This window comes from Mesorhizobium sp. M0293 (assembly GCF_040321735.1).
In the GTDB taxonomy this organism is placed as follows: Bacteria; Pseudomonadota; Alphaproteobacteria; order Rhizobiales; family Rhizobiaceae; genus Mesorhizobium.
The window spans coordinates 1-12,877 of the sequence record NZ_JAMYSA010000146.1 but is presented as its reverse complement, the minus strand read 5'-3'; the positions used below and the strand labels follow the sequence as shown (position 1 = coordinate 12,877).

Here is a 12,877-nt window from a genome sequence, read left to right as displayed (position 1 = left end):
CCTCTCCCCTCGGGGAGAGGTCAGCCGAGCGAAGCGGAGGCTGGGTGAGGGGGCCTTGGCGCCAACCTCGGCTCGCAACAAAGGGAGGATTGCCGTGAAGAAAGAAATCATCGAAGTGCCGGTGATGTCGGCCAAGGTGCGGGCGCTCGGCTTGCCCTGCTCGACAGCGGTGAAGGCCAACGGCTTCGTGTTCATCTCGGCGACGCCGCCGGTGGACATGGTGACCGGCGAGATGGTGCGCGGCGACATCGAAACGCAGACCGAGGCATCGCTGAAGGCGCTGAAACATTGCCTGGAAGCGGCCGGCACTTCGCTGGACAATGTCGTGATGGTGCGCATCTATGCCGTCAATTCCGGCTTCTACAACGCCATCAACCGGGTCTATGCGAAGTACTTTTCGACCAACCCACCGGCGCGGAGTTTTGTGCCGGTGGCTTCTTGGCCGATGGAGTTTGATATCGAGATTGAGTGCGTGGCGGTGGCGTGAGGGGCATCTAACGTCTCTCGACGAAGTCCACCTACTGCGAGTTGGGAGGTCGGTTCAGGGGCAGGGCGGTTAGCGAATCCTGAGTGGAGCGCAGAGCAACTCGACTTCGCGACCGAGTGGCGGAGCTAACCGAAGCGGATCGTGCCCGGAACGGGTCTTCGGCTTACGCGTTGCAACGTGGAGGTGACGGCGGGCGTGCATAATCACGACGCGTTGTTGGGTCCCATCCAATTGTTGCCGCGATCGGACATGCGAAGTGCGCCGCAGTCATCGAAGAAACACCCATACATTCGTCATGTCCGCGGCGATGGGAGTGCTGGCACAACGTCGATCCAAAGGAAAAGTAGATGAGTGCGTTCTCTCTTTCATCGGACGGGAAACTTGCGATAACGGCGAGCGAGACGTCGTCCAAAAATGATTTCGACTATTTGGTGGGCAACTGGAACATCAGAAATCGTACGTTGAAGGAACCGCTGGCCGGCAGCGACGAGTGGGAGGAATTCGACGCGACCCAGGAGTTCCGCCAAATCCTAGTAGGTTTGGGCAACTTCGACATTTTTCATACGGAGTTGGGAGGAAAGCCGTTCGAGGGCCTCACCGTGCGATTGTTCGATCCAAAGACGCGTCTCTGGACGATCTACTGGGCCGACAGCAACGCGGGCAAACTCGATGACGGAAAGGTGGGCTCGTTCAACGGCGACGAAGGCGAATTCTTCGGCCATGAGGTTGTGGCCGGCAAGGACGTTATCGTGAAATTCCACTGGGATAAGCGCAACCCGAAAACCCCGATCTACAGCCGTGCGTTCTCCGCTGATGCGGGCAGAACGTGGGAATGGAATTGGTACTCGAACTTTTCACGACGGTGACTGACTGAGTTGGCCCAAACAAAAATGCCGCTCCTTCGCGTGCAGCCAAGGGGAATCCCGAGCCGGACTCTTATGTCAGGTGGGTACCACTAGGCCCTGCGGTTGCCGATGGCGCCCTCAATGTGCGGACGCGGCCTTCCAGCACCGTTGAGCCAAGGCCGGCGAGACAGCTTCTGCTGCGGCTCGCTTCGCGCTAAGCTCAAATCAGAGCCGATGGATGGAGTAAGCGATGGACATTACAGGTGATCAACGCGACGCATGGTCAAAGCGACCTGAGAATCTTGAATGGGAAGCGATCATTGCTGTCCATTACAAGCGACCTGACGGCGTTGCCGACATAGAAGCGCTTCATGAGATTGCACGTCTCAACGGACATTAAATGCTGGGCAGGTCGCAATGAATATTGGAAACCGGCTTCGGAGCCTGTGGAAGCAAGGTATATTAAAACTTCCAAATTAACCTAGGCGTTCTGTCAGTTGTGCTGCTGAGCTTTTTTCAGAGACGTTTGGCGCTGCCCGTCATCCGCCTGCCGGCACCTACTCCCCGTTGAACGGGGAGATGGGAGATAATCGCCTAAGCAAAATACTCCTGCAGGGGCCTGACCTCCAGGCTCCCCGCCTTCAGCGCCGCAATCGCTTCCGCCACGGCAGCCGCACCCGACAGCGTCGTATAGTACGGCACCTTCTGCATCAGTGTCGCCCGGCGTAGCGACTTCGAGTCCGACACCGCCTTCTGGCCATCCGTCGTGTTGAAGACGATCTGCACCTGGCGGTTACGGATGGCGTCTTCGATGTGGGGGCGGCCTTCCAGGACCTTGTTTATCTTCTGCGCGTCGACGCCGTTTTCGGCGAGGAAGCGGGCCGTGCCCGAGGTGGCCAGCACCTTGAAGCCGAGGCCGGCGAGGCGCTTGACCGCCGGCAGGATGCCTTTCTTGTCCTCGTCGCGCACCGAGACGAACAGCGTGCCGGAGCGTGGCAGGTCGACGCCGGCGCCGAGCTGGCTCTTGGCGAAGGCCAGCGCGAAATCGCGGTCGAGGCCCATGACCTCGCCGGTCGAGCGCATTTCCGGGCCGAGCAATATGTCGACGCCGGGGAAGCGGGCGAAGGGGAACACCGCTTCCTTGACCGCGATGTGGCCGGGGTTCCTGGGGTCGGGCATGGCGCCGTAATGGGCGAAGGCATCTTCCAGCTTTTCGCCGGCCATGATGCGGGCAGCAATCTTCGCAATCGGCCGGCCGATGGTCTTGGCGACGAAGGGCACGGTGCGGGATGCGCGCGGGTTGACCTCCAGCACATAGACCGTGCCGTCCTTGATCGCATACTGCACGTTCATCAGTCCGCCGACATTGAGCGCGCGAGCGAGCGCCGCCGTCTGGCGCTCCAGCTCGTCGACCAGTTCCGAAGGCAGCGAGTGCACCGGCAGCGAGCAGGCACTGTCGCCCGAATGGATGCCGGCTTCCTCGATGTGCTCCAATATGCCGGAGACGAAAGTGTCCTTGCCGTCGCAGAGGCAGTCGACATCGACCTCGATGGCGCCGGAGAGATAGGTATCGAACAGCAGCGGGTTCTTGCCCAGCAGCGTGTTGATCTGGCCGGTCTTGTCGTTGGGGTATTTCTGCTTGATGTCTTCCGGCACCAGGCCGGGCACGGTGTCGAGCAAATAGGTTTGCAGCATGCCCTCGCTGTGGATGATCTGCATGGCGCGGCCGCCGAGCACATAGGACGGGCGCACCACCAGCGGGAAACCGAGCTCGCCAGCGACGAGGCGGGCCTGCTCGACCGAATAGGCGATGCCGTTCTTCGGCTGGCTGAGGCCGAGCTTGTGCAAGAGCTTCTGGAAGCGGTCGCGGTCTTCGGCGAGATCGATCATATCGGGCGAGGTGCCGAGGATCGGGATGCCGGCCTTCTCCAGCGCATCGGCCAGTTTCAGCGGCGTCTGGCCGCCGAACTGGACGATGACGCCAACCAGTTCGCCCGACGCCTGTTCGGCGCGCAGGATCTCCAGCACGTCCTCCGCCGTCAGCGGCTCGAAATAGAGCCGGTCCGAGGTGTCGTAGTCGGTCGAGACCGTCTCCGGGTTGCAGTTGATCATGATCGCCTCATAGCCGGCATCGCGCAGCGCAAAGGCGGCATGGCAGCAGCAATAGTCGAACTCGATGCCCTGGCCGATGCGGTTGGGTCCGCCGCCGAGGATAACGACCTTTTTCCGCGACGAGACCTGCGCCTCGTTGGCGAGCGCGCCGGCAAACGGCACCTCATAGGTCGAATACATGTAGGCGGTGGGCGAGGCGAATTCGGCCGCGCAGGTGTCGATGCGCTTGTAGACCGGATGAACGTCGAGCTTTTCACGCGCCTTCTCGATCACTTCGATGTCGGTTCTGGTCAGCGAGGCGAGGCGGGCATCGGAAAAGCCCATGGCTTTCAGCATGCGCAGGTTGACGGCGTCCTGCGGGATGCCGTGCTCGCGGATGCGGGCTTCCATGGCGAGGATGCCGGCGATCTGCTCGAGGAACCACGGGTCGATCTTGCACATGGCGTGCACGTCTTCCAGGGAGGTGCCCATGCGGATCGCCTGCGCCACCATGCGCAGCCGGTCGGGCGTTGGGGTGCCCAGTGCGGCGCGGATGGCATTGCGGTCGTCGGCATGGTTGGCGGTCGCGGCACCGTAGCCGAGACCGGGGATCTCGATTTCATCCAGACCCGTCAGGCCGGTTTCGAGGCCACGCAGCGCTTTCTGCAGCGATTCCTGGAAACTGCGGCCGATGGCCATGACTTCGCCGACCGACTTCATGGCGGTGGTCAGCACCGGCTCGGCGCCGGGGAACTTTTCAAACGCAAAGCGCGGGATTTTTGTGACGACGTAATCGATCGACGGCTCGAACGAGGCCGGCGTGGCGCCGCCGGTAATGTCGTTCTCCAGCTCGTCCAGCGTGTAGCCGACGGCGAGCTTGGCGGCGATCTTGGCGATCGGGAAACCGGTCGCCTTCGAAGCCAAGGCGGAGCTGCGCGAGACGCGCGGATTCATCTCGATGACGACGAGCCTTCCGTCCGCAGGATTGACGGCGAACTGCACGTTGGAGCCGCCGGTCTCGACGCCGATCTCGCGCAGCACCGCGATCGAAGCGTTGCGCATCATCTGGTATTCTTTGTCGGTCAAGGTCAGGGCAGGGGCAACGGTGATCGAATCGCCCGTATGCACGCCCATCGGGTCGATGTTCTCGATCGAGCAGACGATGATGCAATTGTCCGCCTTGTCGCGGACGACCTCCATCTCATACTCCTTCCAGCCGAGCACGCTCTCCTCGATCAGCACTTCGGTGGTCGGCGAGGCGTCGAGGCCTGACTGGACGATCTCGTAGAATTCGGCGCGGTTGTAGGCGATGCCGCCGCCGGTGCCGCCCATGGTGAAGGACGGGCGGATGATGGCGGGCAGGCCGACATGGTCGAGCGCCTGGGCCGCGATCGCCATGCCATGGCTGATGTAGCGCTGCTTGCGGTCGCCTTCGCCGAGGTTCCAGCGGGTTTCCAGCGCGTCCAGTGCTGCATCGAGATCGGCAGGCGCCTCGGCCTTGACGGCGGCGCGCTCGGCCTCATGCGTCTTGCGGTCGGTGTTCTTGACGTCGGTGGCGTTGGCCAGCATCGACTTCGGCGTTTCCAGCCCGATCTTCTTCATCGCCTCGCGAAACAGCGCGCGGTCCTCGGCCTTGTCGATGGCCGTGGCGTCGGCGCCGATCATCTCGACATTGTAGCGCTCGAGCACGCCCATGCGGCGCAGCGACAAAGCGGTGTTGAGCGCGGTCTGGCCGCCCATGGTCGGCAGCAGCGCGTCGGGCCGCTCCTTGGCGATGATCTTGGCGACGACCTCAGGGGTGATCGGCTCGATATAGGTGGCGTCGGCCAGTTCCGGGTCGGTCATGATGGTGGCCGGGTTGGAATTGACCAGGATGACCCTGAAACCTTCTTCCTTCAGCGCCTTGCAGGCCTGGGTGCCGGAATAGTCGAACTCGCAGGCCTGGCCGATGACAATGGGGCCGGCCCCGATGATCAGGATCGACTTGATGTCAGTGCGTCTTGGCATGTCATGGTCCGTTCGGCGGGCGGCTTGCACAAAAAACCGGGACGGGAAGACCCGGCCGGTTGTGCTCGCGATTCTGGTATCAGGCTAGGAGGGCCTTATAGGGAAGAGTTTTGACAGATGTAACCCCGAAAATGAGGGTTTGCGTGGGCTGCCCCAAACAAGCGCCTCGTTCCGGCGCGCCCCCCTCTGTCCTGCCGGACATCTCCCCCACGAGGAGGGAGATTGGACGTCGCGACCGCTTTCGCCAATTTTCGACGATGAAGGAACGGGGGAGGTGCCACAACTACCAATCTCCCCCCGTGTGGGGGAGATGTCCGGCAGGACAGAGGGGGGCGCTGTCCTGCCGACGTCCGAAGGGTCCAGCTAATTCCCCAGCGCCAACTGATCCGTGATCTCGAAGCGTTCGGAAACGCCGACGCGGATCATGTTGAGGCTGCCTTCGCGGGTGAAGCGGAAGTCATTGGGCGCGTCGGAGCTGACCGGCTTGCCAGCGACGAAGGAGATGATGCGCGTGCCGCCATCGGGCCAGGTCACGGTGACGTCGGTCTTGTCGGCGGTGCGCGCGACGCTGACCTTGCAGCGCTCCATCGGCTGGCCGACATAGCGGGCGCAGGGAATCTCGTCGGCGGCAGAATCGGGCGACTGTGACGGCGCGGCGTCCTGGACATCTCCTGAGGTTTCGGTCGCCGCCAGCGCGAGGCCATAGGCATCCTGCATCGCGGCGCGGCCGATTTCAGTGGCGGTTTTCGGCATGCTTTCAGTTGCCGGGCCGGCGCCGCCCAGCCGCGCCGTCAGGTCGGGCGGCGGCTGAGTAGAGGCGGCGGCCTCAGCGGCGGCTTCGGCCTCCGGCTTGCCCGCCTCATCGCCGGTGGAGGCAACCACCGGCGCATCGGCCGGTTTTGTCTCGCCTTCGACATAGGGGGCCGGATTGAGCGGGATGAGGTAGCGCGCCGGCGCCCAGCCGCTCAGCTTCTGTTTGCCCGTGCTCTCGACCTTGCACCATTTGTAGCCGTTGACGTCATTGCAGCCGAGATTGGTGACCCTGTCGCCGACAATCAGCCGGGCCTCGACCTTGGCGACCGGCGATGCGGTGGTGCGGAGATTGAGAAGATCGTCCGGCGCCAGGCCGGTCACGATGGAGATGACGAGGTCCGGCGCCTCTTCGGCCATCTCTTCAGCCATAGTGGGGGCAATGGCTGGCCATGCCGCCATCAGCAGCAGAGCGGCAATCAGCGCATGCAGGGTTGTTCGGAGCGAAACTGTGCGCCTCATCATTTGGCCGTGCGCTGATACCATGCCGCGGCGAGTCGAGCCCGCCGCATGCCCGGCCGGTTTTATAAGGGACGACGCGCCGCCATGTAAGCCCGAAAATTCGACCGCCGTTTCCGCTCTGTCACCCATGCCGACCAATTCAGCCTGGAACGCAAGTGCGTTCAGCTGGACATGAACGCAAGCGCGTTCATGTCGGGAGGCATGAGCTTCGCTCAGCCAGACATAAAACCGGTTCTGAGCGCGTGGGCCCATTCCGGCCGTCCCGCCTGCTCGGCCTGTCTGGCGGCCGCCTCGTGGTCGTAGTCGACGGCGATAGCCTCGAAGCGGTCGGGCTGGCCCGCGCTGCCCAAGGTGACGATGCCGTAGCGGGCATGCGGCGAACCTTGCTCGGAGACATGCGCGGGCGGCGTCGAATCATCATAGGCGGGGCAACCGATGCTGCCGGGATTGAAGATGACCGGACCGTCGGGGATGCGGATCAATTCCGCCCGGTGGCTGTGGCCGCACAGTGCGATGCGGCAGGCGGGATCGAGCGCCTTCAGCCGGCGCCGGATCGCCCCCAGCGGCGCGCGCACCAGCTGGCCATTGACGATCGTATCGAGCAGATATTTTTCGTCATGGTCGGGCCGGGCATGGAAGGCGATGATGCCGGGCGCGATCTCCAGGGTCAGCGGCTGGGCGAAAAGCACCTGGCGTTGTGCCGCGGTCAGCCGCTCCTGCGCGTAGACGTCGGAGGCCCACATGGTCTCATCGGCCGGATCGGCGGCGACGCGGCGGTCGTGGTTGCCGCGCACCGTCGGCAGGTTGAGCGCCTTCAGCCGCGCAAACGTCTCGTGCGGCCATAGCGGGCCGGAAACGCTGTCGCCGAGATTGACGGTCAGGTCAGCACCACCGCGCTGGCGCAGGTCGTCGAGCACGGCGTCCAACGCCAGCACATTGCCATGGATATCGGCGAGGACGGCGATGCGCATTTTTTGGCGACTCCGTGGGAAAAGGGTGCGACCTTGACAGGACTTGGGTTCAGGCCGGCACTTCGAGGTCGTGGCCGCCGACCGCCGGCAACGCCGGCTCAGCGCCGGCCGCGGCAATGACGCTGTCGAGCAGGCCGGGGAAGCGGGCGTCGAGGTCGGCACGGCGCAGGGTGATCATGCGGTTGGTGCCGACCACTTCGGCGCGGGTAACACCGGCCTCGCGCAGTTTGGCCAGGTGATAGCTCAGATTGGTCTTCGAGCCGAAATCGAGGAACTGGCTGCAGTTCAGCGGCACACCCTGCTTGCTGGCGAGATAGCGCACGATGGCGAGCCGGGTCGGATCGCCGAGCACGCCGAGCACTACCGGCAGGCTGATCTGGTCCGTATTGGGGTGTGGCAAGGTCATGCCTCGAAACTAAGCACAGTCGGGGCCGATTTCAACGCGTCTGTCCTTCTGTGTCCGTACACACTGTTTCTCCGTTTCGCGGCCCTGTTGGCCGACTGTGCTGACCGAATGCTGACATGGGGCTGTCAGGAGGGTTCAGCTATTTTCCGCTGGCTTCATTGACATGATGCCCGGTTATGTCCAATTGTTCAATAACCTTTGAACTAAGGACACCCCGCCATGGACAAGCGTCTCTTCTGGCTTGCGCTCGGATCGTTCACGATCTCGACCGAAGGCTTCGTCATCTCCAGCCTTCTGCCCGACATCGCGACGGATGCCGGCATTTCCATTCCGCTGGCCGGCACGCTGATCACCGCCTTCGCGCTCGCCTACGCGGTCGGCACGCCGATCCTGGCGACGCTGACCGGCGAATGGGACCGGCGCCGCGTGATCCTGTGGACGCTGGTGTTCTTCGTGCTCGGCAACATCGCCGCCGCCTTGAGTTCCTCCTTCGAGCTGCTGCTGATCGCGCGCATCGTCATGGCGCTGTCGTCGGGCCTGTTCGCAGCAACCGCGCAGGGCACGGCGGTGGCACTAGTCGATGACCATCACCGGGCGCGTGCCATCGCCGGCGTCGTCGGCGGCACCACTGTGGCCGTAGCCGTCGGTGCGCCACTGGGCGCGCTCGTTGCCACCATTGCCGGCTGGCGCGGCACCTTCTTTGCCATCGCCGGCCTTGGCGCGCTTGCGGGCGCGATTCTGTGGTATCGGCTGCCGCAGGGTATCGTTGGCACCAGGCTGCCCTTGAAGCGCAGGCTGGCTGCCGCGCTGCGTCCCGGCGTGATGCCGATCCTGTTGACGACAGTGCTGGCGCTGATTGGCGCCTTCACCGTCTTTGCCTATGTCGCGCCGCTTGCCATCGAGGGCGGCGGGCTCAGCCAGATCGCACTGCCCGGCATGCTGCTCGCCTTCGGCGTCGGGGCCGTCATCGGCAACATTGGCGGCGGCCAGGCAGCCGACCGGTTCGGCGCGACCCGCACCGTCGGTTGGTCGTTGGCGCTGAGTGCCGGCATGCTGGTCCTGCTGTCGGCCATCCCGACCTTCCTGCCGCACCATATTGCCGGGCCGGCGCTGATGGCGATGATGGTGCCGTGGGGCATCGTCGGCTGGGCGTTCCCACCGGCGCAGGCGAGCCGCATCATCAAGCTGGCGCCCGATGCCGCCCCGATCGTGCTGTCGCTTAACGCCTCCGCGCTCTATCTGGGCGTCGCGCTGGGCGCCGTGGTCGGCGGTGCCGTGCTGCGCTACGGCGCGCCGGCCGATCTCGGCCTGGTCGCCGCGATCTTCCCGATCATCGGGCTTGGTGTCATGCTGGCTGGTCGGTGGGTGGCCCGGGCGGTCGCCATGCCGGCTGAATAGAACCTTTCTCAAGACTTCGCTGCCGGCTCAGCTGGCCGGCGGCAGATCGAAATCCAGCGCGGCGATCTCATCCAGCGCCGCGCGCAGCCTTTCCGCCTGTTCCTTGCCTGCCACGTCCTCGAAGCGTTGCTGGGCGATTTGCCAAAGCTTCATCGCTTCCTCGAGCTTGACGAGACCTTGCGGCGTCAGCCGCACGCGCTTGATGCGGCGATCCTCGGGATCGGCGAAGGTCTCGACATAGCCGTCGCGGATCAGCGGCTTCAGCGTATGGCCGAGCGCCGACAGGTCCATGATCAGCGCTGCGGCGATCGCGCCCATCGCCGGTTCGTTGCCGATATGGATCTGGTAGAGCAGGCCTTGCTGCGTGGCCTTCAGTCCCGAAGGCGCCATCACATCATCATAGAACTGGCCGAGCTTGCGCGCCGCGCGCCGCAGCGTGGCGTTGTTGCAAAGCGTGAGGCCGGGAAGGGTATCCTTCGACATCATGGGTCCTTGCGCCGGCGAACAATGTCCGGCTGCTTTCCGTCAAATAATCCTCGCTTCGATCATTGACAAGATAGTGGCATATACCTACTTCGCAGTTAGTGGCATATACCACTAAATAAATCAGATAGCTTTCCGGCAGGGCGAGTCAGATGCCCACGGCGCCGGCGGCCAGGTCGAAACGAACAACTTTAAACAGAAGGAACAGCATAATGAGTGGACAGAGCAACAAGGGCACGGCGGTCGTCACCGGCGCTTCGGCTGGCATAGGCGCGGTCTATGCCGACCGGCTGGCGGGGCAGGGCTATGATTTGGTGCTGGTGGCACGGCGCGCCGACCGGCTCGAGGAACTGGCCGAGAAGCTGCGCTATGCCTACGGCCGCAAGGTCAGCGTGATCAGCGCCGATCTGGCCGACGACAATGACGTGCGCCGCGTCGAACAGGCTGTAACAGCCGACGACAGCGTGACGCTGCTGGTCAACAATGCCGGGCTTGGCGGCCAGCCCGTGGTGGCAACTGCTGATGCGGACGCCGCCGAACGCATGATCAAGGTCAATGTCATCGCCCTGACGCGCCTGACCCGTGCCGTGCTGCCGGGGCTTCTCGCACGCAACCGCGGCGCGATCGTTAACATCGCCTCGGTGCTCGCCTTCGACACCTCGTTCGGCGGCATCTACAGCGGTACCAAGGCCTATGTCGTCAACTTCACCGAAGCCCTGCACCGTGAAGTCGCCGGCACTGAGGTGAGGGTGCAGGCGGTGCTGCCGGGCGCGACCCGGACCGAGTTCTGGGAGCTTGCCGGCGGCGATATCGATACGCTTCCGAAGGAGATCATCATGACGGCCGACGATATGGTCGATGCAGCGCTTGTCGGCCTGGCCAGGGGCGAAGCCGTCACCGTGCCGGCGCTTGCCGATGCGGCCAAGCTGGACGTTTTCCTCGGTGCCCGGCAAGCCTTCTACGGCAGCCTGCACGCCGACAAGCCGGCCGCGCGCTACGCGGCTTGAGCTGGCAAGGCTTGGGTTCCTCGCCCCCACGGATGTGGGGGAGCGGTGGCTCGGCGAAGCCGAGACGGAGAGGGGGAATGGCGCGGCGGTGACCAAATTCTAACCTGCCCCCGCCCTACGCAGCCCCCTCTCCGCCCGCGGCGCGGCCACCTCCCCCCCATTTCATGGGGGCTAGGAACCCAGGTTCTGCAAGGCCGTGCCTCAGGCCGTCCGCCACATCGGGATGATCGATGCGGCAAGCACCAGCGCCAGCACGATGTTGAGCGCGCGCCATTGCCGCTCGGTCTTGAGCAGCCGGGCAAGCAACATGCCGGCCACGCACCACAGCGACAGCGAGGCGGCAGCGGCGAGGCCGAAGGTGACGCCTAGCAGCAGCGCAAGCTGCATCGGCCCGCTGGCCAGCGCCGCGAACGAGGCTGCGGCACCCAATCCCATCGCCCAGCCCTTGGGATTCATCCACTGAATGCCGGCGCCGCCGAGAAAGCTGTTCGGTCTGGCCATGGTCACGTCCAGATTGGGCGGCCCGCTGCGGCCTATCTTGATCGCCAGCCAGACGAGATAGAGCGAGCCGATTACCTTCATCGCCAGTTGCAGCGAGGGCACGGCAAGCAGCAGGCCGGCGAGCCCGGCTGCCGCGGCACCGGTCACGGTGGCGAGGCCGGCGGCGCTGCCGACCAGCAAAGGCACGGAACGGCGAAAGCCGAACTGGGCGCCGGACGCCGTCGACAAGGTCGTGGCGATGCCGGGCGTTGTGGTGGCAACGATGGCAAACAGGATGAGCGGGATGATGGGCTCGAGCATGCGGCTTCCTCTGTTCGGAAATTGCCATCGTAGCCGTGCGCGAACTTCAGTAAATGCAATGTTTGCCATGGTTTGCATTAGCAGGCATAATGCCAACCATGATCCGAAATCTCGATATGGCGCTGATCCGCACCTTCGTGACCGTCGCCGACAAGGCCAGCATGACGGCGGCCGCCAATGCGCTGCACCTGACGCAGGGTGCTGTCAGCCAGCAGATCAAGCGGCTGGAGGAAGCGTTCGGTTCCGGCCTGTTCGAGCGCGACCGGCGCGGCTTGCGGCTGGCGCGTGCCGGCGAACAGCTGTTCGGCAAGGGAAAGCGGCTGCTGGCCTTGAATGACGAAATCTGGGCCGAAATGGCGGGCACCCCGGTCGCCGGCCAGGTGCGCCTCGGTGTGCCCTACGACCTTGTCGGCACCTTGCTGGCACCGGTGCTGAAGACCTATGCCGAGACCTATTCGCAGGTCGAGATATCATTGGTCTGCGCCTCGTCGCCGGAACTGACTGCTGCCCTTGCAGCCGGGACCATCGACCTTGCGGTGATCGAGGAACGCGTCGGCCCGTCTGCGGGCGAATGCCTTGCCATCGACCGGCTGGTCTGGGTCGGCGCCAAGGGCGGCGTTGCCCGTGCCAAGCGGCCGCTGCCGGTCTCGATCGTCGCCGACACCTGCGCCTTCCGACCGGCGGTGCTGGCGGCGCTCAGCGAGCATGGGCTGGAATGGCGCACCGTGTTCGAAAACGGCAACATCGACGCGACGACGGCGACGGTCCGCTCCGACCTCGCGGTCACCACATGGCTCGCCTCCACGGTGCCGGCCGATCTCGACATATTGCCATCAGACTTGGGGCTGCCGCCGCTGCCGAATTTCTCGATCAACCTGCATTTGCCGAGACTCGGAGTCGGCGCGGCAGCGCGGGAATTCGCGCGCCATATCCGCGATGGACTGGCGCGGCGGCCGGTGGCTGCTTGAGGCTGGAAGAACTTGGGTTCCTCTCCCCCGTCGATCGGGGGAGAGGTGGGGCGCCCACCGCCCCCGCGTTTGGGGGGGTTGTTTAGTCCGGATTAACGCGGGCCGGACTGGTGTTGCCCCCGGGGGGATGTGTATACCCCG

12 protein-coding genes are annotated in these 12,877 nt (G+C 64.3%); 6 read left to right on the top strand and 6 right to left on the bottom strand.

Annotated features, from left to right (window positions below):
* Positions 1 to 94 precede the first annotated feature (94 nt).
* The 3 genes from NKJ06_RS31400 (at position 95) to NKJ06_RS31390 (ending at position 1,732) form a co-directional block, all read left to right on the top strand.
* The gene (locus NKJ06_RS31400) at positions 95 to 487 is read left to right on the top strand and encodes a RidA family protein (RefSeq protein ID WP_352635967.1); all 393 of its coding nucleotides are present in this window, start codon (positions 95 to 97) and stop codon (positions 485 to 487) included.
* Between the two features lie 347 nt (positions 488 to 834).
* Positions 835 to 1,353, top strand: coding sequence for a hypothetical protein (locus NKJ06_RS31395; protein WP_352635965.1), 519 nt, complete (start codon positions 835 to 837; stop codon positions 1,351 to 1,353).
* A 229-nt stretch (positions 1,354 to 1,582) separates the two neighbouring features.
* Complete coding sequence (locus NKJ06_RS31390; RefSeq protein ID WP_352635963.1) at positions 1,583 to 1,732, top strand: hypothetical protein; 150 nt, start codon at positions 1,583 to 1,585, stop codon at positions 1,730 to 1,732.
* Positions 1,733 to 1,926: 194 nt separating this feature from the next.
* On the opposite strand, the gene carB is transcribed toward NKJ06_RS31390, so the two are convergent.
* The 4 genes from carB to NKJ06_RS31370 form a co-directional block, all read right to left on the bottom strand.
* Positions 1,927 to 5,430: a carbamoyl-phosphate synthase large subunit gene (gene carB, locus NKJ06_RS31385; protein ID WP_352635961.1), complete on the bottom strand. Its 3,504-nt coding sequence runs from the start codon at positions 5,428 to 5,430 to the stop codon at positions 1,927 to 1,929.
* Between the two features lie 363 nt (positions 5,431 to 5,793).
* Positions 5,794 to 6,705: an SH3 domain-containing protein gene (locus tag NKJ06_RS31380; protein ID WP_352635959.1), complete on the bottom strand. Its 912-nt coding sequence runs from the start codon at positions 6,703 to 6,705 to the stop codon at positions 5,794 to 5,796.
* Between the two features lie 209 nt (positions 6,706 to 6,914).
* The gene (locus tag NKJ06_RS31375; RefSeq protein ID WP_352635957.1) at positions 6,915 to 7,673 is read right to left on the bottom strand and encodes a metallophosphoesterase family protein; all 759 of its coding nucleotides are present in this window, start codon (positions 7,671 to 7,673) and stop codon (positions 6,915 to 6,917) included.
* Between the two features lie 49 nt (positions 7,674 to 7,722).
* Positions 7,723 to 8,079: an ArsR/SmtB family transcription factor gene (locus NKJ06_RS31370; protein WP_352635956.1), complete on the bottom strand. Its 357-nt coding sequence runs from the start codon at positions 8,077 to 8,079 to the stop codon at positions 7,723 to 7,725.
* A 219-nt stretch (positions 8,080 to 8,298) separates the two neighbouring features.
* Here NKJ06_RS31370 and NKJ06_RS31365 point away from each other — a divergent pair, with 219 nt between their 5' ends.
* Positions 8,299 to 9,477 (top strand): MFS transporter, encoded by a 1,179-nt coding sequence (locus NKJ06_RS31365; protein WP_352811903.1) that lies wholly within the window; start codon positions 8,299 to 8,301, stop codon positions 9,475 to 9,477.
* 27 nt (positions 9,478 to 9,504) lie between these two features.
* On the opposite strand, the gene NKJ06_RS31360 is transcribed toward NKJ06_RS31365, so the two are convergent.
* The gene (locus NKJ06_RS31360) at positions 9,505 to 9,960 is read right to left on the bottom strand and encodes a MarR family winged helix-turn-helix transcriptional regulator (RefSeq protein ID WP_352635952.1); all 456 of its coding nucleotides are present in this window, start codon (positions 9,958 to 9,960) and stop codon (positions 9,505 to 9,507) included.
* 212 nt (positions 9,961 to 10,172) lie between these two features.
* Here NKJ06_RS31360 and NKJ06_RS31355 point away from each other — a divergent pair, with 212 nt between their 5' ends.
* A complete protein-coding gene (locus NKJ06_RS31355; RefSeq protein WP_352635950.1) occupies positions 10,173 to 10,967 on the top strand; it encodes an SDR family NAD(P)-dependent oxidoreductase in 795 nt (264 codons plus the stop codon).
* A gap of 201 nt (positions 10,968 to 11,168) precedes the next feature.
* Here the strand turns inward: NKJ06_RS31355 and NKJ06_RS31350 are convergent, their stop codons facing one another.
* A complete protein-coding gene (locus tag NKJ06_RS31350; RefSeq protein WP_352635948.1) occupies positions 11,169 to 11,768 on the bottom strand; it encodes a LysE family translocator in 600 nt (199 codons plus the stop codon).
* Between the two features lie 98 nt (positions 11,769 to 11,866).
* Between NKJ06_RS31350 and NKJ06_RS31345 the strand changes: the two genes are divergently transcribed.
* Positions 11,867 to 12,736 carry a LysR substrate-binding domain-containing protein gene (locus tag NKJ06_RS31345; protein WP_352811906.1) on the top strand — a complete coding sequence of 290 codons (870 nt, stop codon included), beginning with the start codon at positions 11,867 to 11,869 and terminating at the stop codon, positions 12,734 to 12,736.
* Positions 12,737 to 12,877: the final 141 nt, after the last annotated feature.

Coding starts and splice junctions, on each gene's coding strand:
- NKJ06_RS31355 (WP_352635950.1), top strand. CDS start 10,173: ATGAGTGGACAGAGCAACAAGGGCACGGCGGTCGTCACCGGCGCTTCG.
- NKJ06_RS31380 (WP_352635959.1), bottom strand. CDS start 6,705: ATGATGAGGCGCACAGTTTCGCTCCGAACAACCCTGCATGCGCTGATT.
- NKJ06_RS31360 (WP_352635952.1), bottom strand. CDS start 9,960: ATGTCGAAGGATACCCTTCCCGGCCTCACGCTTTGCAACAACGCCACG.
- NKJ06_RS31365 (WP_352811903.1), top strand. CDS start 8,299: ATGGACAAGCGTCTCTTCTGGCTTGCGCTCGGATCGTTCACGATCTCG.
- NKJ06_RS31390 (WP_352635963.1), top strand. CDS start 1,583: ATGGACATTACAGGTGATCAACGCGACGCATGGTCAAAGCGACCTGAG.
- NKJ06_RS31395 (WP_352635965.1), top strand. CDS start 835: ATGAGTGCGTTCTCTCTTTCATCGGACGGGAAACTTGCGATAACGGCG.
- NKJ06_RS31350 (WP_352635948.1), bottom strand. CDS start 11,768: ATGCTCGAGCCCATCATCCCGCTCATCCTGTTTGCCATCGTTGCCACC.
- NKJ06_RS31375 (WP_352635957.1), bottom strand. CDS start 7,673: ATGCGCATCGCCGTCCTCGCCGATATCCATGGCAATGTGCTGGCGTTG.
- NKJ06_RS31370 (WP_352635956.1), bottom strand. CDS start 8,079: ATGACCTTGCCACACCCCAATACGGACCAGATCAGCCTGCCGGTAGTG.
- carB (WP_352635961.1), bottom strand. CDS start 5,430: ATGCCAAGACGCACTGACATCAAGTCGATCCTGATCATCGGGGCCGGC.
- NKJ06_RS31345 (WP_352811906.1), top strand. CDS start 11,867: ATGATCCGAAATCTCGATATGGCGCTGATCCGCACCTTCGTGACCGTC.